The following is a 19,040-nucleotide window of genomic DNA, read 5'->3' on the forward strand; positions in this document are numbered from 1 at the left end:
GTACAGCCCCTTACTTTATTGCTATCACCAATCTTAGGGGAAAAAGGCTATAAGATTCAATCAATTACTTGTGATAGTGAAAAACGATCTGAATATTTCCACTCAATTTTGTCAGTTTCATCAAGTTGCAATTGTGATTAGAAACCGAACAAGGAATCCAAAATCAGAGGTGGAGAAAACCCTAAACATATTCCCCCCCTTAAAATAAGTAGTAAATCAGCGTTTTACGTTAATCTACATAATGGTATCTTGAATATAAAACATATTTGGAAGAGCGTTCTGATAAGCCTAATGATAAAGGAAAATATCCCTATAAACATAGAAATTTAAGAGGTGCTTATTTTAAAATCAAGATTATCTTTTTTGCTTTGAAAAATACCCAGAATTGAAAATAGAAAAGACGAATAATCGATTAGAGAGACTATTTGGAGAACTTAAGTAGAAATTATCGGTACATCAGGGTTTAACTAAATATCATAAGATATTATTTATTAAAGATTATTTTAAAGAAAAAGTGTTGATCGTAAATTCACGATCAACCACTTTGTCTATTAAGGCATAGAGAGACTAAAAAGATCACCATTTTGTCTACTATGCCTATAGAAAGTAAATTTAGTTAAAACTAAAAGGACTGTGGTAAAAACAGTCCTTTAAATAAACTTTTATATTGAGAGAATCATTATCTGTTATTTTTTCTTTGCATATTTTAAGGAGTCAATGGCAACGGCGAGGATGATAATGCTTCCTTTAATAATATATTGCCAGTAAGGGTTGACGCCGATATAGGTTAACCCATAATTGATGACGGTGAAAATAATCACCCCGGTGACGACCCCAATTACCGTTCCTACACCACCGGCAAATGATACGCCTCCCACCACACAAGCGGCAATCGCATCCAATTCATACATAAAACCTAAGTTGTTCGTTGCCGAGCCGATACGACCTGCTTCTAACATCCCACCAAAGGCATAAAACATCCCGGCAATAATATAGATCACCACAAGATTGCGTGCCACATTAACCCCGGAAACCTTAGCCGCTTCTGGGTTTCCCCCAATTGCAAAGATGTTTTTACCGAAACGGGTTTTATTCCACATTACCCAGACAAAGAACGCCGCAATTGAGGCATAAATCGTGATATAAGAGAGTTTGAAACTGCCAAATCGGAAGAAGCCTTGTGCAAAAGCGGAGAAATTCTCGTTAAATCCTGCAATTGGCGAGCCGCCTACGGCATCATAATAAAGCGAGTTGAAACCATAGACGATAATCATGGTACCCATTGTGGCAATAAATGGGGTGACATTGAGATAAGCAATCACCAAACCATTCACTAAGCCGATAACCGCACCAACGGCACAAACCGTCAAAATCACAACAGGAATAGGAATTTCACCCAAATCAGGGAAAACCCGATTCATATTTTCCATAGATTGCAACAAGGTTGCAGAAATCACCGCCGCAAGCCCTACTTGACGACCGGCAGATAAGTCTGTGCCTTGGGTCACCAACAAGCCCGCCACCCCTAACGCAATAATCAAACGTACAGAGGATTGAGTGAGGATATTACTGAAATTCATTAAATTTAAAAATGTAGGATCCTGTGCAATGATGATGCCGAGCAAAATCAGCAACACAAAATAGATCGCATTTTGTTTTAAGAGATCAAGGGATTTATTTTTGTCTAAGGCACTCATAATTCGTTCCTTTTCTGTTATAAATATTTCGCTGCCAACTGCAAAATTTCTTCTTGAGAGGTTTTTGCGGTTTCTACAATACCCGCCATTCTGCCATTGCTCATGACGAGAATACGATCCGTTGTGCCTAAGAGCTCCGGCATTTCAGAAGATATCATAATGATACCTTTGTCTTTTTTGGCAAGTTCTTGAATAAGTTGATAAATTTCAAATTTTGCGCCAATGTCGATACCTCGTGTCGGTTCATCGAGCATGAGCACTTCCGGCTGGGTAAGCAACCAACGGCCAATAATGACTTTCTGCTGATTTCCTCCTGAAAGTGAGCCGATAGAGGTTTTATGTGAAGGGGTTTTCACATTCATTGCATCAATCACCCACTGCGTATCACTACGCATTTTCTTATCGCTCAGTAATTTCCAAGGGGTAAGGTAAGATTTCATATTTGAAATCAAAGAATTAAATTCAATACTGAGATTAGAATAGATGCCGGTAGAACGGCGTTCTTCGGTCACCAAGGCAAAACCGTTATTAATGGCTTCAAGTGCGGTTCGATTTTTCACAATTTTATCGTTGAGCTTAATCGTTCCACTTTTTAGCTCTCGCACGCCAAAAATGGCTTCGACAATATCCGTTCGTTTCGCACCGACTAAACCGGCAATGCCTAAAATTTCACCTTTACGCAATTCAAAAGAAATATCTTGAATAGAAGGCTGGTTTAATGCGGTTAAATGTTCAACTTTTAGCACCACTTCTTTTGGTACATTGGTTCTTTCAGGAAAACGTTGTGTCAGCTCACGTCCCACCATCATTGACACAATTTCTTCCATAGTGGAATTTTTAACCGAAACCGTGTTTATCCATTTTCCATCGCGTAAAATGGTAATTTCGTCACAAATTTTGAAAATTTCATCCATTTTGTGAGAAATATAAATGATGCCACAACCTCTTTCTTTTAGTTTTTGAATGATTTTAAACAAATGTTCCACTTCTTTTTCTGAGAGAGAGGAAGTGGGTTCATCCATAATCACGATTTTGGCGTTATAGGAAAAGGCTTTTGCAATTTCAATCATCTGCATTTGAGAAACAGAGAGTTTCGCTACCTTTTCTCTCGGATCGATATCTATATCCAATTCATCAAAAATTTCTTTGGTATCCCGATACATTTTAGCGTGATCGATAAACGGCCCTTTAACGGGGTAACGTCCAAGCCATAGGTTATCCATCACACTGGTTTGGCGTACCAAGTTAAGCTCTTGGTGCACCATGGAAATACCGTTTTCAAGAGCTTCTTTTGATGTTTTAAAATTAACGGGTTTTCCTAGAAAAAGAATTTCGCCCTCATCTTTGGCATAAATACCAAATAAGCATTTTAATAGTGTGGATTTTCCCGCACCATTTTCTCCCATCAAGGCATGAACAGAATGTGAATGGACAGTGAGATTTGCATTATCTAGAGCTTTTACACCGGGAAAGGACTTACTAACATTCGTCATAGTGAGTAGCACTTCACTATCTTGACTTAAATTTTGAGTCGTCATATCAACCTCATTTAAAAACGGGGAAGAGATGCCCCTTCCCCTAAGGTTATATTATTCGTTATTATTTTAAGAATTCATTCAGATTATCTTTATCTACCCCAACATAAGGAATACGCACAACACGATCTTTTAATTCCCATTTTGTGCCTTCCGTTGCGGCTTTACCTTGGGCAAGATTGTTGGCTAATTGCACCACCGCTTTCCCTTGGTTAACACCGTCATTGAGTACTGTTCCGGCAAGTTCACCTTTTTTGATAAGTTGTAAGGCTTCAGGTAACGCATCTACACCAAAAATAGGGAGTTTTTTGCCATGGGCTTTTGTCGCTTCCAAAGCACCTAATGCCATACCGTCATTATTGGAGATAATCACTTCAATGCTATTCGCTTTTGAACTCGATAACCAAGCATCCACTTTATCTTTTGCCATTGCCGCATCCCACATACCGGTATCAATAAAGAGTTGCTCGGTTTGGATACCCACTTTATTTAATTGATCAACCACATATTTTGTACGCGCTTCCGCATCCGGGTGACCCGGTTCGCCTTTTAATAATACAAATTGGATTTTGCCATCTTTGTTTAAATCCAACTCAGGCATTGCTTTCCATTGTTTTGCGATTAAGTCTCCTTGGATAATACCGGATTCTTTTGGATCGGTTCCCACATAGTAAGCTTGTTCATAACTCCCAATTGCTTTTGCACCCGGATCTTTATTGAAGAATACCACAGGAACATTATCCGGTTTAGCTTTTCCGATAATGGTTGGGGCGGCAGCTGGATCAACCAAGTTAATTGCAAGCGCTTTCACACCTTTAGAAAGTAATACATCAACTTGATCGTTTTGAATTGATTGAGCATTTTGTGAGTCATTCATTAATAACTCAATGCCTTTTAATGCTTGTGCTTCTTTGTTAATTTCTTTGCGCATCAATGACATAAAGTTATCATCGTATTTGTAAATGGTAACACCAATGCGATTATCTGCGGCATAGCCCGCTGTTGCTGCACCTAAACCGATTGCTAATGCGATTGCACTTAATACTGCTGTTTTTTTCATAAAACACTCCTAATTTGGAAGGTTGATGTGAACAAAATCTGTTGTTTACTTCTACAACTTGTTGGAATCATACTTAATAAGTTGTTATTAGTCTGTGATCAAACTCACATAAATGAAAACGATTACAAAATGATGTTGAAATTTGTGATATTTATCACGTTTTAATTTATTGATTCCACAGAAAAACGGCGTACTAATGTTGGATTAAATTGAATTACAGGCGGTGTTTCGATTTTCGGTTCGACCAAACTCAACGCAAGGTTTGCTGCATAAGTTGCCATTAAATCAATAGGATAGCGAATAGTGGTGAGTTTAGGAATTAAATAACGGGCAATCGGCATATCATCAAATCCGATAATGGAAAAGTGGCTCGGTACTTTAATATTGTTTTCATTTAGTACTGAAATTGCCCCGGCTGCCATAGAATCGTTGTAAGCAACGACAGCCGTTAAATCTTTGTTATAACTGAGTAAATCGATCATCGCTTGTTCTCCCCCCTCAAAATCCGGGGAATTATGCGTGATGGCGTGTTCGACAATCGGATAATGATGTGCTTTTAACGCTTCAAGATAACCGCTCCGACGTTCAATCTCGTCAAAAATGGCATGATTTGACCCGATATAAGCAATTTTTTTATGACCATGACGAATCAACATTTCTGTTGCGATATAAGTGCCTTTTTGATTATCTAAACTGACACAACGATTTTCGTATCCCTTAATAACACGGTTAATAATGACCATCCCTTTCACATTATCAAGATAGTCGCTAAGTTCTTTATCTGAAAGTGCTTTGGAATGCACAACCAAACAGCTACAGCGTTTTCGCAACAGGGTATTGATTGCTTCACGCTCTTTTTCGGCATGATGATAGCCGATACCGATTAAAATCGTTTTATTATGTTTTTCTGCTACTTTATCGACAGCTTTCACTAAGATGGCAAAAAACGCATCAGTAACATCAGTGACAACGACTCCGATAGTATCGGTATTTTGCACAGCGAGCGCTTGGGCATTCGCATTAGGTTGGTAGTTTAATTGAGCGATTGCCTCTTGTACGGCAAGACGGGCTTTAGTGCTGACCGAGGGATGGTTGTTTAACACGCGAGATACCGTTGCCACGGAAACTTTTGCCAATTCTGCAACATCGTGAATAGTACTCATAATCAGCTCTCTATGATTTAGTCTTATGAACTCATCATAATAATCTTTTATAAATTTGAAAACGGTTACTTTTAGATTTTGTAACAGAGATCACAAAAAATATGGGTTGAATCTCGATTTTGTGAGATAGATCACGGTTTGTTTTGAAGAATTTGGGTATCTTAAGAAATCAATAAATGTAATCGATTACAAATATAATGTTATTTGAAGGAGTCAAAGTATGAGTGAGACAGTATTTGAACCAACGAATCACCCACATCGTCGTTATAATCCGCTAATTGACCAATGGATATTAATTTCACCGCATCGAGCAAAGCGACCATGGCAAGGTCAGCAAGAAAAAATCAATGAAGCACAAAAACCTCATTATGATCCCACTTGTTATCTCTGCCCAAATAATAAGCGGATAACCGGAGAGAGCAATCCTGATTATCACAAACCCTATGTGTTCAAAAACGATTTCTCTGCACTTTTAGAAGACACGCCCGCACCGGAACAATCTCATAATCCGCTTTTTCAAAGCTCACAAGCCTGTGGTGAAAGCCGAGTGATTTGTTTTTCACCGGATCACAGTAAAACATTGCCATTATTGACCGCACTTGAAATTGAAGAGGTCATTAAAGTTTGGCAAGCACAGCTACAAGAACTGGGTAAAAAATATCAATGGGTGCAGATTTTTGAAAACAAAGGTGAAACCATGGGATGTTCGAATCCTCATCCTCATGGGCAAATTTGGGCAAACAGTTTTTTACCGAATGAAATCGCTCGTGAAGATCGCACCCAACGTGATTATTTCCAACAATACGGTTCAGTTATGTTAGTCGATTATGTTGAACGTGAATTAGCCTTAAAAGAACGTATCGTAGTGGAAACATCGCATTGGGTGGCGCTCGTCCCTTATTGGGCAGCTTGGCCTTTTGAAACCCTGCTGCTTCCTAAAAACCATGTGAAACGCTTAACGGAATTAACGGATGAACAATCAAAAGATCTTGCGGTGATATTAAAAAAATTAACCACGAAATACGATAATTTGTTTGAGACTTCCTTTCCTTATTCAATGGGATTTCACGCAGCACCTTTTAATGGGGAAGAAAATACCCATTGGCAACTACACGGACACTTCTACCCACCACTATTACGCTCTGCAACCGTGCGTAAATTTATGGTGGGCTATGAAATGCTAGCAGAAAGTCAGCGGGATTTAACGGCTGAACAGGCAGCAGAAAGATTGCGTGCATTAAGTGAAATTCATTACAAAGAACGTGAAGCAACCCATACTAAATAAAGAAAATGAAGGATATAACATGACCGATCCAATCCAACAATCACAGCATATTTTCAGCCAAAAATACCATACTTCTCCTTCACTTACCGTTTATGCGCCGGGACGAGTGAATATCATCGGTGAACATACCGACTATAATGACGGCTTTGTGATGCCTTGTGCGATTAATTTTGGTACGGCAATTAGCGGAACAAAACGGGAGGATCACACTTGGCAGGTTTATGCGGCTGATTTAAATGAAACGGACGAATTTTCTCTTAATGAAACAATAGAAAAAAGTCCTCGAAAATGGGCGAATTATGTGCGTGGTGTCGTGAAATTTATTCAAGAATGTTGCCCTGATTTTAAACAGGGGGCGAATTTAGTGATTTCAGGCAATGTACCGCTTTCCTCCGGTTTGAGTTCGTCAGCCGCCTTGGAGGTAGCCGTGGGGAAATTTTGTCAACAATTGTCGGATTTAACCCTTTCTCATACGGATATTGCCTTGATTGGACAAAAAGCGGAAAACCAATTTGTTGGTGCAAATTGTGGTAATATGGATCAGCTCATTTCCGCATTAGGGCAACAGGATCATCTATTAATGATCGACTGTCGCAGTCTTGAAACAGAATCAACGCCGGTACCACAAGATGTTGCCGTGATTATCGTTAATTCTAACGTACCGCACGATTTAGTGACCGGTGAATACAATACCCGCCGTCTGCAATGTGAGCGTGCCGCAGAATTTTTTGGTGTGAAAGCACTGCGTGATGTTTCCGTTTCTCAATTCAAAGAAAAAGAGGAAGAATTGACCGCACTTGATCCTTTAGTGGCAAAACGGGCCCGCCATGTCGTGACAGAAAATCAGCGAGTGCTTGATGCAGTAATAGCATTAAACCAAAATAATTTAACCCGATTAGGTGAATTAATGGGACAATCCCATGATTCAATGCGTGATGATTTTGAAATTACTGCGCCACAAATTGATTATTTGGTCGAATTGGCGCAACTTGCTATTGGAAAAAATGGCGGTGTGAGAATGACGGGGGGCGGTTTTGGAGGCTGTATTGTTGCCCTTACACACCATGATAAAGTGGAGGCTGTGCGTAAAATCATTGCGGATAATTATGAAAAAACTACCGGGTTAAAAGAAACATTTTACGTTTGCACCGCATCGCAAGGTGTGCGTGTTATTTAGGGGAAATTATGTTAGAAAAAACCGAATTTAATGCACCGGATGGTAAGCCCTATCAACTTGTTGCTTTGCAAAATGAAAAGGGGATGTGTATTAAATTGATGGATTGGGGAGCCACTTGGCTTTCTTGTCAAGTGCCTGTAAAAGGGGAATTACGGGAAGTATTATTGGGTTGCAACACGGAAGATTACGCTGTTCAACAAGCCTATTTAGGCGCAAGTGTAGGGCGTTACGCGAATCGTATTGCGAATGCTCAATTTGAATTGAATGGTGAAACGATCCAACTGGTAGCCAATCAAGGAGCACATCAACTTCATGGCGGAGAAGGTTTTAATAAACGTCGCTGGGAAATGCAAAAGTGCGGTGAAAATTCGGTTCGTTTTTCCCTTTATTCACCTGATGGCGATCAAGGTTTCCCCGGCAGTCTGAATGTGGCGGTGACTTACACGCTCACAGAAGATAATGCTGTGAAAATTGAATATGAAGGGGTAAGCGATAAGGATACGGCATTGAATCTCACTAATCATGCCTATTTCAATTTAGAAAATGCAGCTCAAGGTTCAGATATCCGTGAACATCGTTTACGCCTAAATTCGGATTTTTACCTGCCTGTGGATGCGGAGGGGATTCCCAATTCGCCCCTTAAACACGTGATGGGAACAAGTTTCGATTTCCGAGTGGAGAAAGCGATCAAACAAGATTTTTTACAAGGCGATCAGCAAGTGACTAAAGGTTATGATCATTCCTTTATCGTGAATAAAGCATGGCAAAAACCTTGTGTTTTATTGACTTCGCCAAATGAGGATTTATCCCTTGAAGTCCGAACTTCTCAAGCAGCATTGCAAGTCTATACCGGAAATTATCTTGCAGGCACGCCAACCCGAGAAGGAGGGGAATACGCTGATTTTTCAGGTATCGCATTGGAAACACAGTGTTTACCGGATACCCCCAATCATCCAGAATGGCAAAATTATGGGGGAATTCAAAAAGCCAATGAGCGATATTATCAATGGACTGAATTTCAATTCAGGGGCTAGGTGTAGCCCCTATTTGATTTAATTTTTGTAAGGATTCTCTTTTTGGGCCAACCAAATGGCTAAGAGAAACCAAATCCCACAGAGTGGCACTGCCAACCAAGACATTGCTGTTAAACTGAGTCCGAGTGCCGTTAGCCCCGCATAGCCCCAAGAGCCGATTTGATCTCCGGATCGATAAATTAAGGTATCAATAACGCTTTTCGCTTTATAGCGATCTTCACGATTGAGGCGGGTAAATAACACTTCACGGGACGGACGGGTAAAGGCGAAATTACTCACCCGTCTGAGAACTTGAACAAAAACGAAAACCATCACACTAGGATAGGTCGCTAATAACGCAAAACTTCCGGCACTGAGCAATGGCAATAGGGCTAATACGGGAACAATCCCAAAATACTTCATCAATCGACCTGTTAAGCCTAATTGAAAAAGCAAGGTTAGACTATTTACCCATAAATCAATATTAGCAAAAAATGCCGTCCGTTCTGCTTTATCTGTGATATTCGCATTCACAATGTCGGCCTGTTGGAAATACAACACCGTTGATGTGATGGAATAAAGCAAAATAAAGGCAGAAATACCGAGTAAATAAGGAGATTGGAATACACGAATTAAACCGGACCAGATATTTCCCTCAATGGGTTTATTATGATGATTGTCTTGTACCGCTTTTGCGCCTAAAACAGAGATACGTTTTGCTGCAAAAACACTCACTTCTAACAGTAAAACGGAAAAAGCAAGCCAAATATAATGATTAAACATTGCTGAAAAAGAGGAAACAAAAGCCGATCCAGTGATCCCCCCAATGGTTGCTCCTGTTGCTAAAAAACCAAATAGACGTTTCCCTTGTTCTGTCGTGAAGACATCAGACATTAATGACCAAAATACAGAAACCACAAAAAGATTAAAAACCGAGACCCAAATAAAGAAAATACGACCGGTCCACACGAGTGTATCTTCCATTGAGGTTGCCATTAAAATGGCGAAGATGGCAAGGTTGAGCATAAAAAAACGGTAGGCAATGGCGATAAATTTTTCACGTCGCCAGCGTTTCACCAAGTAACCATAAAGCGGAGTAAGCAGTAACATTGCCACAAGGGAAGCGGTAAACAGCCAAGTGAGCGATTTTACCCCACCTGCCGCCCCTAACTCATCACGAATCGGGCGAAGGGTATAATAGGCAAAAAAAAGTGCAAAAACATAAAGCCAAGACCAAGCGAGTGCCTTAATTTCATTTGGTTTGACATCGACAAATTTTTGAAAAAAACGATTCATAAGATATTCAGACAAAAATAATTGCTGAACTTTTCACCATTGAGTATTGAAAGGTTCAGCAACAAATTTAGATTAGCGTTAAGGACGGCATTATTTTGCGTTCCACTCAGGCACTGCATTTTTGAATTTGTTTGAATCCACGATTGGACCGTCTTCCGCCACATTATATACACCGTTTAAATTTGCTTCGATGGCACGAGCGGTGGCATCAACTAAAGCATTGATGTGAATGCCCGCATAGCCTTCAGGTGCTGCATCAAAACCGGATTTACCGCCGTAGATCCAGCCATAGCGTAAAACAACCGGAGTGAATTTTCCTGCTAATGTTTGTGTTTCCAATGATTTGATCGATTTTATGGATTCGCCATAAGTGGCATCATTTTCATCATACCATTCCCCCTCTTCTGTCACCGGGTGATCGCTTGGGGCGTAATACATAAAACTTTGGGCGATATATTTTTTCGCACCGGCTTTTTCTGCCGCTGCGACTAAATTTTTTGTTCCTTCAATACGAATTTTGCTATCACGTTTTAACCCTTCTTCCATTTCTTCTTCCTTCAACCCTTTTGGTAAGGAAGAAAGCTGATTGATAACCACATCGGGTTTTGCCTCAACAACAGCTTGTTCTAATACCGGGGCGTTAAATACATCCACGACAATGGGAATAACACCGATTTCTTCAAGGGCTTTAGCCTTAATTTCACTGCGTGTCGTGCCATAAACTTTGTAGCCTTTTTCTACCAAGGCTTTACTTAAAGGCTCGCCAATGACACCGGTCGCCCCGGCTAAGAAAACCACTTTCGTCGTTGTTTGTTCTACGTTTTCATCCGCATTTTTTTCATTACAAGCAGTTAATACAAAGACAGAGGCGGCAAGTGCGGTCAATTTTAAAAATGTTTTTTTCATCATAAAACTCCTATTTCATCTAAAAAGCCGAAGATTATAATGAGTGAAAAAAAACATACAACCCACATCTTGCGACCCAACCAGGTGAAAAATATGGAGTATTTTACTGCTGCTTGCTTTTTTATGTATTCTCTTTACGAAGCCTGGCAAAATATGGTACTTTTCCGCCGTAGATTTGAACTATCAAAATAAAATATGAGTGACGGACAACAAAATTCAATTCAATCTGAAAATACTAAAAAATCTTTTTTCCAATCGTTATTTGGTCGCTTTTTTCAAGGCGAATTAAAAAATCGTGAAGAGCTTGTGGAAGTTATTCGTGATTCCGAACAAAACGATTTAATCGATCAAAATACGCGAGAAATGATTGAAGGCGTGATGGAAATCGCCGAACTTCGTGTGCGTGACATTATGATCCCCCGCTCTCAAATTATCTTTATTAAAGATGAACAAGATTTGAATGCCTGCTTGAATACCATTATTGAATCGGCCCATTCACGTTTTCCGGTGATTGCCGATGCCGATGATCGGGATAATATCGCAGGGATTTTGCATGCGAAAGATCTGCTAAAATTCTTGCGTGAAGATGCGGAAGAATTCGATATGGCAAAACTTCTGCGACCGGCAGTGATTGTGCCGGAAAGTAAACGGGTTGATCGAATGTTAAAGGATTTTCGTTCAGAGCGTTTTCATATGGCGATTGTGGTCGATGAATTTGGTGCGGTATCCGGTTTGGTGACAATTGAAGATATTTTAGAGCAAATTGTGGGGGATATTGAGGATGAATTTGACGAAGAAGAAATCGCCGATATTCGCCAACTTTCCCGCCATACCTATGCCGTGCGTGCATTGACGGATATTGATGATTTTAATGAAAAATTCAATACCGCCTTTGATGATGAAGAAGTAGACACCATTGGCGGGCTTGTCATGCAAGCCTTTGGCTATTTGCCGAAACGGGGTGAAGAAATCCTTTTAGGTAATCTGCAATTTAAAGTCACTTCTGCGGACAGTCGCCGTTTAATTCAGTTGCGTGTCACCGTCCCGGATGAACATCTGTTGGATATGACAATGGTCGAAGAAAAAAGCGAGTAATTGCCCTTGGATGGTTTTCCCCTCATTTTGTTGAGGGGATTTTTATGTGATTAAAATAAAATGAAACATTTATTAACTTATTTCATTGCCATTGTATCCGGTATTATCGGGGTTTTTGCCTTTTCCCCTTTTGATTATTGGGCAATGGCGTATCTCTCTTTACTCGGATTACTTTATGTCGCCAAAAGTGCGAAAAAATCCACCGCACTTTTAGGCACTTTCCTATGGGCCATGGGCTTTTTCTGCTTTGGTGTTAGCTGGTTGAATGTCAGTATTCATCAGTTTGGCGGTGCATCTCTTGGCGTCAGTTATTTCCTCGTGGCATTACTTTCTGCCTATCTCGCCCTTTATCCGATGCTGTTCACTTATCTCGTTCAACGTTTTCAAGTGCAAAGTGCGGTGATTTTTGCGGCCATTTGGACATTCACAGAATTTTTACGGGGATGGGTATTGACCGGTTTTCCTTGGCTACAATTCGGTTACACGCAAATCGATAGCCCCTTTGCCGGCATTGCCCCTATCTTCGGTGTTGATGGATTAACTTTCTTTACCGTGTGGGGAAGTGCGGTCATTTTTAACGGCGTTTTGGCGTTAGTTAAAGAAAAAAATCTCAAGTTATTATTGGCAAATGGGCTACTTTTAGCCACTGTCGGTGGTTTGGCTGCTTGTGCTCAAAAAATAACCTTTGTGAAACCTGTTGAAGATAAAGCCATCACGATTACCCTTGCCCAAGGGAATATTGAGCAAAATTTAAAGTGGGATCCCGAATATTTCTACTCCACCTTGGAAATCTACCAAAAATTAATTGCAGAAAATTTAGGGAAAAGTGATCTGATTATTCTGCCGGAATCGGCGCTACCGACTTTAGAAAATCATATTGTTCCTTTTTTTGAAAGCCTTGAGCGTGCGGCAAAAGAGCAGAACACGGAAATGATGATCGGCACAGTGTATCAACATGAACAATCAGGTAAATTGCTGAATTCGATTGTGACTGTGGGTAACCCTGATTTTCCTTATCATCTCTCTACAAATAATCGATATAGCAAGCATCATTTAGTGCCTTTTGGTGAATATGTCCCGCTGGAAAAGTGGTTACGCCCGTTAAATTCGGTATTTAATTTACCGATGTCTGCTTTTCAACGTGGCGAGGCAATACAACCTTCTTTGATGGCAAAACAGCGTGCTTTTTCACCGGCGATTTGTTATGAAATTATTTTTGGTGAACAAGTGCGTGAAAACCTGAAAAAAGAAACGGATTATTTACTGACTATTTCCAATGATGCCTGGTTTGGTGATTCTATCGGGCCTTGGCAGCATTTACAAATGGCGAGAATGAGAGCATTGGAGTTGGGGAAACCTTTAATTCGAGCCACGAACACCGGGATTTCCGTGTTTATTGGGGAGAGAGGTGAAATTTTAGCGCAAGCACCACAATTTGTTGAAACCACTTTGAGCTATAATATTGCCCCAACCGAAGGCAAAACACCTTATTCCGTGTTAGGTAATATGCCGCTTTATGGTTTATCCTTGTTGTTTTTAATGTTGCGTGGTCTGATGACGTATGTTCATCGCCGGATGAACCTTTCATAAAAATGATAGTCAAAATGACCGCACTTTTATGGATGAGCTTGCTCATCACAAGTTGAATATTATCGGTGGTTGAGAAAACCGCCCCACAAAAATGAGATTTGAATGAATCAAAATCTAATTGAAGTTAAAAACCTCACCTTTAAACGAGGTGAAAGGGTGATTTACGATAACCTAAATTTGAAAGTCCAAAAGGGCAAGATTACGGCGATTATGGGGCCGTCAGGTATCGGAAAAACCACCTTGTTGAAATTGATCGGCGGACAATTACAGCCGGAAAAGGGGGAAATTTGGTTCGATGATAAAGAGATTTGTCGTCTTTCCAACAGGGAACTCTATGAGGTTCGTAAGCGTATGGGAATGCTCTTTCAATCCGGTGCGCTTTTTACCGATATTTCCACTTTTGATAATGTGGCCTTTCCTATTCGGGAACACACCCGCTTGCCGGAAAAGTTAATTCGCCAGATTGTATTGATGAAATTAGAAGCGGTAGGGCTGCGTGGGGCGGCACAACTAATGCCTTCAGAACTTTCCGGGGGGATGGCCCGCCGTGCCGCTTTAGCAAGAGCAATTGCTCTCGACCCCGATTTGATGATGTTCGATGAACCCTTCACAGGACAAGATCCAATCAGTATGGGCGTGATTGTCAGTTTAATTAAGCGGTTAAATGAAGCCCTCAACTTAACCTCTATTGTGGTTTCCCATGATGTACAAGAGGTGTTAAGTATTGCGGATTATGCCTATATCATTGCGGATAAACGGGTTATTGCAGAAGGGACTTCGGCACAGTTACTTGAAAGCCAAGATCCACAGGTCTTACAATTTTTAAAAGGTGAAGCGGATGGGCCGGTGAAATTCCATTATCCCGCTGGAAATTATGTGGAGGAATTATTCCAATGATCGTTGAAACAATTTCTTCTCTTGGGCGTAAGGTCATTCGCTTTTTTCGTGCTTTAGGACGAGCCGGCTTTATGCTGTTTGGGGCGTTGGTGGGGAAACCGCAATTGCGCCAACATTTTCCGCTTTTAATTAAACAGCTACACGTTTTAGGCGTGCAATCCTTGCTGATTATTTTACTTTCCGGTTTGTTTATCGGAATGGTGCTAGGCTTGCAGGGCTATGTGGTACTGGTGGATTTTTCTGCAGAAACGAGTTTAGGGCAGCTGGTGGCATTGTCGCTTTTGCGGGAATTAGGCCCGGTTGTGACCGCACTTTTATTTGCAGGGCGTGCCGGTTCGGCATTAACGGCAGAAATCGGTTTAATGAAAGCCACCGAGCAGCTTTCCAGCCTTGAAATGATGGCAGTCGATCCATTGCGTCGGGTGATTGCCCCCCGTTTTTGGGCAGGCGTTATTGCGATGCCGATCCTTTCTATTATTTTTATTGCGATCGGTATTTGGGGCGGCTCACTGGTTGGGGTGGATTGGAAAGGTGTGGATGCAGGAAGTTTTTGGTCTGTCATGCAAAATTCCGTGAGCTGGAGCTATGACATTCTCAACGGCTTGATTAAAAGTCTGTTTTTTGCCATCGCAGTAGTGTGGATTGCGTTATTTAACGGCTATGATTGCGTGCCGACTTCGGAAGGGATCAGTCAAGCCACAACTCGAACCGTTGTACATGCTTCGTTAGTGGTACTCGGGTTAGATTTCATCTTAACTGCCATAATGTTTGGGGCAGGTTAAAAGGATATTGTTATGCGACAAACTGTTAAATATGAATTTTGGGTCGGATTATTTTTGTTACTCGGCATTGGTGCGCTCGTGTTTTTAGGATTGCGTGTCGCCAACGTGCAAGGTTTTGGAGAGAATAAATCTTATACCGTAACAGCAATTTTTGATAACATTGGCGGACTAAAAGTTCGTGCGCCGTTAAAAGTTGGGGGCGTAGTGATTGGTCGGGTGAGTAGTATTGAATTAGATGAGAAAACCTATTTACCAAAAGTGAACATTGCGATTAATGAAGAATATAATGAAATTCCGGAAAATAGCGCCTTATCTATTAAAACATCAGGGCTTTTAGGCGAGCAATATATCGCATTAACAATGGGATTTGATGATGGTGAAACAGCGATGTTGAAAAACGGTAGCCAAATTCAAGATACGAAATCGGCAATGGTATTGGAAGATCTGATTGGTCAATTCCTTTACGGCGACAAAAAAACGGAAGGGAATGCGGAAAAGGCAGAACCAACAGTAAAATAACAGTAATCTTTAATGAGGAGATTTATGATGAAATTCATTCACTTGAAAAAATGGTTGGCGGTTTTTGCTTTTGCAATGACAGCCGTTTTTATGACCCGCACGACAATGGCGGCAACCAGTCCTTATGTTTTAATGCAACAAGCATCAGATAAATTATTTGCTGACATTAAAAACAATCAGGCAAAAATTAAACAAAATCCAAACTATTTGCGTACCATTGTGCGTAATGATTTATTACCTTATGTGCAAGTGAACTATGCGGGTTCCTTGGTGTTAGGTTCACACTTTAAATCTACCACACCGGAACAACGTGAAAAGTTCTTTAAAGCCTTTGGTGATTTTATTGAACAAGCCTATGCACAGGTGTTAACGGCATACAGTAACCAAAATATTCAAATTGAACCGGCAAAAGAGGTAGGCGATAAGAATTTGGTGAGTATTCGAGTTAATATTCTTCAAAACGGTGGCGCAGCACCGATTAAATTAGATTTTAAATGGCGTAAAAACAGCAAAACCGGCGAATGGCAAGCCTATGATATGGTGGCTGAAGGCGTCAGTATGGTGGTAACCAAACAGAATGAATGGAGCGGTATTTTACGCCAACAAGGTATTGATGCATTAACGGCTCAAATTCAAAAATCCGCAGCTCAACCTGTCACATTAAGTAAATAATCTCATGGCGACATTAAATTGGGATTTGGTTCAAAACAATGATAAGATAGCAATCCGATTTTTTGGGGAGCTATCTCGTAACACGTTGCTAGCCTTGTGGTGGCAACGTGCTTCTTTTTTATCTGAGGCTAAGTTAAATCAGCCTGTGATTGAATGGGATTTAACGGAGATGACAAGAATTGATTCGGCTGGTTTTGCCTTGCTTTGTGATTTCTTGCATATTAGTCAACAATTGCCGAATAAAAGAGTACGCTTAGTCAATCCGCCTCAGCAATTATTAACCCTTGCGGATTTAGTCAATTTATCCGATTGGCTTTCTGCTTTTGTTGAACATCATTAAAATGGAAATCTGAATGGAACTGAAAGAAATCGAACGAATTTTAAAAGAAGCGTTAAAAGTTGATGAAGTCTATGCGCAGGGGGAAAACGCCCATTTTGGTGTGATTGTTGTCAGTGATGAACTGGCCGCACTGTCTAAATTAAAACAACAACAAGCGGTTTATGCACCTCTTATGTCTTACTTTAGCACCGGTGAAATTCATGCTTTAACCATCAAAACCTATACCGCTGAAAAGTGGAAAAGGGATCGTCTTTTACATCAATTCAGCTAAGTTAATATTAGGATTTCTTATATGGAAAAATTTCGTGTTTATGGCGGACAATCCCGCCTAAGTGGTACCGTCACGATTTCCGGTGCTAAAAATGCCGCCCTTCCTATTCTTTTTGCTAGTATTTTAGCGACCGAGCCGGTAAAACTCACTAACGTACCGGAACTCAAAGATATCGAAACCACCCTTAAAATTTTGCGTAAGTTAGGCGTAGTGGTGGAACGTGATGAAACCGATGCGGTTTTATTGGATGCGTCAAAAATCGATCATTTTATTGCCCCTTATGATTTAGTCAAAACCATGCGTGCTTCTATTTGGGCGTTGGCTCCTTTGGTTGCACGCTTTCATCAAGGTCAGGTTTCTCTTCCGGGAGGTTGTTCTATTGGTGCACGTCCGGTCGATTTGCACATTAGCGGCCTTGAAAAAATGGGGACGAATATTGTGCTTGAAGAAGGCTATGTCAAAGCACAGGTTGCAGATCGCTTGCTAGGAACACATATTGTGATGGAAAAAGTGAGCGTAGGGGCAACATTATCTATTATGATGGCAGCAACCTTGGCAAGAGGGACTACCGTGATTGAAAATGCAGCACGTGAACCGGAAATTGTTGATACGGCTGATTTCCTCAATAAAATGGGGGCAAAAATCAGTGGGGCAGGTTCTGATCATATTACAATTGAAGGTGTGGATCGCCTAACCGGTTGTGAGCACAGCATCGTACCGGATCGTATTGAAACCGGGACATTCTTAGTAGCGGGCGCAATTTCAGGCGGACGTGTCGTCTGTAAAAATACAAAAGCAGATACCTTAGATGCCGTGATTGATAAATTACGTGAAGCCGGTGCTCAAGTTGATATCACAGAAAATACGATTACATTAGATATGTTTGGTAATCGCCCAAAAGCCGTGAATATTCGCACTGCACCCCATCCGGGATTCCCAACGGATATGCAGGCGCAATTTACCTTACTAAATATGGTGGCACAAGGGACAAGCATTATCACTGAGACCATTTTTGAAAACCGCTTCATGCATATTCCGGAGCTCATCCGTATGGGAGGTAAAGCCGAAATTGAAGGTAATACCGCAGTATGCCATGGTGTGGAGCAGCTTTCCGGTGCAGAAGTGATGGCAACAGATTTACGTGCATCAATCAGCTTAGTATTAGCCGGTTGTATTGCAACAGGCGAAACCATCGTTGATCGTATTTATCACATTGATCGTGGTTACGAATACATTGAAGAAAAACTACGTTGCTTAGGAGCGAGAATTGAACGTTTTTCAGAAAAAAATGAAGAGATGTAATGATTTTTCCTGATAAATGCTAGGAAAAAAGTTGGACAGGTTATTAACTTAAATATTGAGTTCGGTATTGCACCGGACTCAATCCTTTTAAATCGAGTTTAATTCGTTTTTCGTTGTAATACACCAAATATTCTTCAATTTCTGCCTGCAATTCAGCGATTGAACTATAAGTGCGTGAGTAAAAGCATTCAGATTTTAATATCGCAAAAAACTTTCAATCACCGCATTATCGTAGCCATTTCCTCGGCGATTCATGCTTTGCACCGCTTTACCCTCTAACATTTTTACCCATTCCTGCGTGCCATACAATACACCTTGGTCGCTGTGAATAATCGGGCATTCTGTCGGTTTAAGTCGGCTAAGCCCTTGTTCTAGCATTTTTTTACGGGTGAGAACTTCGGACGTGTCGCAAAACGATAATCAATAATTTCTCGATTAGC

20 protein-coding genes are annotated in these 19,040 nt (G+C 40.7%); 12 read left to right on the forward strand and 8 right to left on the reverse strand.

The features are described 5' to 3' along the window. Positions 1–686: 686 nt before the first annotated feature. From mglC to BKK50_RS02665, 4 genes are all read right to left on the reverse strand, one after another. On the reverse strand, positions 687–1,697 hold the full coding sequence (mglC, locus tag BKK50_RS02650) for a galactose/methyl galactoside ABC transporter permease MglC (protein ID WP_077415057.1): 1,011 nt from the start codon (positions 1,695–1,697) through the stop codon (positions 687–689). Positions 1,698–1,714: 17 nt separating this feature from the next. After that, complete coding sequence (gene mglA / locus BKK50_RS02655) at positions 1,715–3,235, reverse strand: galactose/methyl galactoside ABC transporter ATP-binding protein MglA (RefSeq protein WP_077415059.1); 1,521 nt, start codon at positions 3,233–3,235, stop codon at positions 1,715–1,717. Positions 3,236–3,296: 61 nt separating this feature from the next. Next, complete coding sequence (gene mglB, locus BKK50_RS02660) at positions 3,297–4,292, reverse strand: galactose/glucose ABC transporter substrate-binding protein MglB (protein ID WP_077415061.1); 996 nt, start codon at positions 4,290–4,292, stop codon at positions 3,297–3,299. Between the two features lie 161 nt (positions 4,293–4,453). Then, positions 4,454–5,455, reverse strand: coding sequence for a substrate-binding domain-containing protein (locus BKK50_RS02665; protein ID WP_077415063.1), 1,002 nt, complete (start codon positions 5,453–5,455; stop codon positions 4,454–4,456). Between the two features lie 220 nt (positions 5,456–5,675). On the opposite strand from BKK50_RS02665, the gene galT reads away from it, so the two are divergent. The 3 genes from galT to galM are packed head-to-tail and all read left to right on the forward strand — an operon-like array spanning position 5,676 to position 8,951. Beyond that, positions 5,676–6,740: a galactose-1-phosphate uridylyltransferase gene (gene galT, locus BKK50_RS02670; protein WP_077415065.1), complete on the forward strand. Its 1,065-nt coding sequence runs from the start codon at positions 5,676–5,678 to the stop codon at positions 6,738–6,740. A 19-nt stretch (positions 6,741–6,759) separates the two neighbouring features. Further along, positions 6,760–7,917, forward strand: coding sequence for a galactokinase (galK, locus tag BKK50_RS02675; RefSeq protein ID WP_077415067.1), 1,158 nt, complete (start codon positions 6,760–6,762; stop codon positions 7,915–7,917). Positions 7,918–7,925: 8 nt separating this feature from the next. Next, positions 7,926–8,951 carry a galactose-1-epimerase gene (gene galM, locus BKK50_RS02680; RefSeq protein ID WP_077415069.1) on the forward strand — a complete coding sequence of 342 codons (1,026 nt, stop codon included), beginning with the start codon at positions 7,926–7,928 and terminating at the stop codon, positions 8,949–8,951. An 18-nt stretch (positions 8,952–8,969) separates the two neighbouring features. Here the strand turns inward: galM and BKK50_RS02685 are convergent, their stop codons facing one another. Both BKK50_RS02685 and BKK50_RS02690 read right to left on the reverse strand, forming a co-directional pair. Beyond that, on the reverse strand, positions 8,970–10,226 hold the full coding sequence (locus BKK50_RS02685; protein WP_077415071.1) for an NTP/NDP exchange transporter: 1,257 nt from the start codon (positions 10,224–10,226) through the stop codon (positions 8,970–8,972). A 90-nt stretch (positions 10,227–10,316) separates the two neighbouring features. Continuing rightward, positions 10,317–11,132, reverse strand: coding sequence for an NAD-dependent epimerase/dehydratase family protein (locus BKK50_RS02690; RefSeq protein WP_077415073.1), 816 nt, complete (start codon positions 11,130–11,132; stop codon positions 10,317–10,319). A gap of 195 nt (positions 11,133–11,327) precedes the next feature. Between BKK50_RS02690 and corC the strand changes: the two genes are divergently transcribed. The 9 genes from corC (at position 11,328) to murA (ending at position 18,600) form a co-directional block, all read left to right on the forward strand. Then, complete coding sequence (corC, locus tag BKK50_RS02695; protein ID WP_077415075.1) at positions 11,328–12,227, forward strand: CNNM family magnesium/cobalt transport protein CorC; 900 nt, start codon at positions 11,328–11,330, stop codon at positions 12,225–12,227. A gap of 60 nt (positions 12,228–12,287) precedes the next feature. Then, positions 12,288–13,817: an apolipoprotein N-acyltransferase gene (lnt, locus tag BKK50_RS02700; RefSeq protein ID WP_077415077.1), complete on the forward strand. Its 1,530-nt coding sequence runs from the start codon at positions 12,288–12,290 to the stop codon at positions 13,815–13,817. 102 nt (positions 13,818–13,919) lie between these two features. After that, positions 13,920–14,714, forward strand: a complete 795-nt coding sequence (gene mlaF, locus BKK50_RS02705; protein WP_077415079.1) for a phospholipid ABC transporter ATP-binding protein MlaF — start codon at positions 13,920–13,922, stop codon at positions 14,712–14,714. Continuing rightward, complete coding sequence (gene mlaE, locus BKK50_RS02710) at positions 14,711–15,496, forward strand: lipid asymmetry maintenance ABC transporter permease subunit MlaE (RefSeq protein ID WP_077415081.1); 786 nt, start codon at positions 14,711–14,713, stop codon at positions 15,494–15,496. Before mlaF ends, mlaE begins: the two co-directional genes overlap by 4 nt. A 12-nt stretch (positions 15,497–15,508) precedes the next feature. Continuing rightward, positions 15,509–16,015, forward strand: a complete 507-nt coding sequence (gene mlaD, locus BKK50_RS02715; RefSeq protein WP_077415083.1) for an outer membrane lipid asymmetry maintenance protein MlaD — start codon at positions 15,509–15,511, stop codon at positions 16,013–16,015. 24 nt (positions 16,016–16,039) lie between these two features. After that, positions 16,040–16,687: a phospholipid-binding protein MlaC gene (mlaC, locus tag BKK50_RS02720; RefSeq protein WP_077415085.1), complete on the forward strand. Its 648-nt coding sequence runs from the start codon at positions 16,040–16,042 to the stop codon at positions 16,685–16,687. Positions 16,688–16,691: 4 nt separating this feature from the next. After that, on the forward strand, positions 16,692–17,027 hold the full coding sequence (locus BKK50_RS02725; protein ID WP_077415087.1) for an STAS domain-containing protein: 336 nt from the start codon (positions 16,692–16,694) through the stop codon (positions 17,025–17,027). A gap of 13 nt (positions 17,028–17,040) precedes the next feature. Further along, positions 17,041–17,298, forward strand: a complete 258-nt coding sequence (locus BKK50_RS02730) for a BolA family protein (RefSeq protein ID WP_077415089.1) — start codon at positions 17,041–17,043, stop codon at positions 17,296–17,298. Positions 17,299–17,319: 21 nt separating this feature from the next. Beyond that, positions 17,320–18,600, forward strand: a complete 1,281-nt coding sequence (gene murA / locus BKK50_RS02735) for a UDP-N-acetylglucosamine 1-carboxyvinyltransferase (RefSeq protein ID WP_077415091.1) — start codon at positions 17,320–17,322, stop codon at positions 18,598–18,600. 43 nt (positions 18,601–18,643) lie between these two features. Here the strand turns inward: murA and BKK50_RS13190 are convergent, their stop codons facing one another. Both BKK50_RS13190 and BKK50_RS12770 read right to left on the reverse strand, forming a co-directional pair. Beyond that, positions 18,644–18,751, reverse strand: a complete 108-nt coding sequence (locus tag BKK50_RS13190) for an IS3 family transposase (RefSeq protein WP_077415093.1) — start codon at positions 18,749–18,751, stop codon at positions 18,644–18,646. 44 nt (positions 18,752–18,795) lie between these two features. Next, entirely contained in the window at positions 18,796–18,978 is a 183-nt protein-coding gene (locus tag BKK50_RS12770) for a hypothetical protein (protein ID WP_077415095.1), read from the reverse strand. Between the last annotated feature and the right edge of the window lie 62 nt (positions 18,979–19,040).

The organism is Rodentibacter rarus, assembly GCF_001998965.1.
In the GTDB taxonomy this organism is placed as follows: Bacteria; Pseudomonadota; Gammaproteobacteria; order Enterobacterales; family Pasteurellaceae; genus Rodentibacter; species Rodentibacter rarus.

Excerpts from the sequence above, each read along its gene's own strand:
- mlaF (WP_077415079.1), top strand. The coding sequence starts at position 13,920 with ATGAATCAAAATCTAATTGAAGTTAAAAACCTCACCTTTAAACGAGGT.
- BKK50_RS02665 (WP_077415063.1), bottom strand. The coding sequence starts at position 5,455 with ATGAGTACTATTCACGATGTTGCAGAATTGGCAAAAGTTTCCGTGGCA.
- mglB (WP_077415061.1), bottom strand. The coding sequence starts at position 4,292 with ATGAAAAAAACAGCAGTATTAAGTGCAATCGCATTAGCAATCGGTTTA.
- mlaC (WP_077415085.1), top strand. The coding sequence starts at position 16,040 with ATGATGAAATTCATTCACTTGAAAAAATGGTTGGCGGTTTTTGCTTTT.
- mglC (WP_077415057.1), bottom strand. The coding sequence starts at position 1,697 with ATGAGTGCCTTAGACAAAAATAAATCCCTTGATCTCTTAAAACAAAAT.
- lnt (WP_077415077.1), top strand. The coding sequence starts at position 12,288 with ATGAAACATTTATTAACTTATTTCATTGCCATTGTATCCGGTATTATC.
- BKK50_RS12770 (WP_077415095.1), bottom strand. The coding sequence starts at position 18,978 with ATGCTAGAACAAGGGCTTAGCCGACTTAAACCGACAGAATGCCCGATT.
- BKK50_RS02690 (WP_077415073.1), bottom strand. The coding sequence starts at position 11,132 with ATGAAAAAAACATTTTTAAAATTGACCGCACTTGCCGCCTCTGTCTTT.
- mlaD (WP_077415083.1), top strand. The coding sequence starts at position 15,509 with ATGCGACAAACTGTTAAATATGAATTTTGGGTCGGATTATTTTTGTTA.
- galK (WP_077415067.1), top strand. The coding sequence starts at position 6,760 with ATGACCGATCCAATCCAACAATCACAGCATATTTTCAGCCAAAAATAC.
- galM (WP_077415069.1), top strand. The coding sequence starts at position 7,926 with ATGTTAGAAAAAACCGAATTTAATGCACCGGATGGTAAGCCCTATCAA.
- corC (WP_077415075.1), top strand. The coding sequence starts at position 11,328 with ATGAGTGACGGACAACAAAATTCAATTCAATCTGAAAATACTAAAAAA.
- BKK50_RS02725 (WP_077415087.1), top strand. The coding sequence starts at position 16,692 with ATGGCGACATTAAATTGGGATTTGGTTCAAAACAATGATAAGATAGCA.
- murA (WP_077415091.1), top strand. The coding sequence starts at position 17,320 with ATGGAAAAATTTCGTGTTTATGGCGGACAATCCCGCCTAAGTGGTACC.
- BKK50_RS02730 (WP_077415089.1), top strand. The coding sequence starts at position 17,041 with ATGGAACTGAAAGAAATCGAACGAATTTTAAAAGAAGCGTTAAAAGTT.
- galT (WP_077415065.1), top strand. The coding sequence starts at position 5,676 with ATGAGTGAGACAGTATTTGAACCAACGAATCACCCACATCGTCGTTAT.
- mglA (WP_077415059.1), bottom strand. The coding sequence starts at position 3,235 with ATGACGACTCAAAATTTAAGTCAAGATAGTGAAGTGCTACTCACTATG.
- mlaE (WP_077415081.1), top strand. The coding sequence starts at position 14,711 with ATGATCGTTGAAACAATTTCTTCTCTTGGGCGTAAGGTCATTCGCTTT.
- BKK50_RS02685 (WP_077415071.1), bottom strand. The coding sequence starts at position 10,226 with ATGAATCGTTTTTTTCAAAAATTTGTCGATGTCAAACCAAATGAAATT.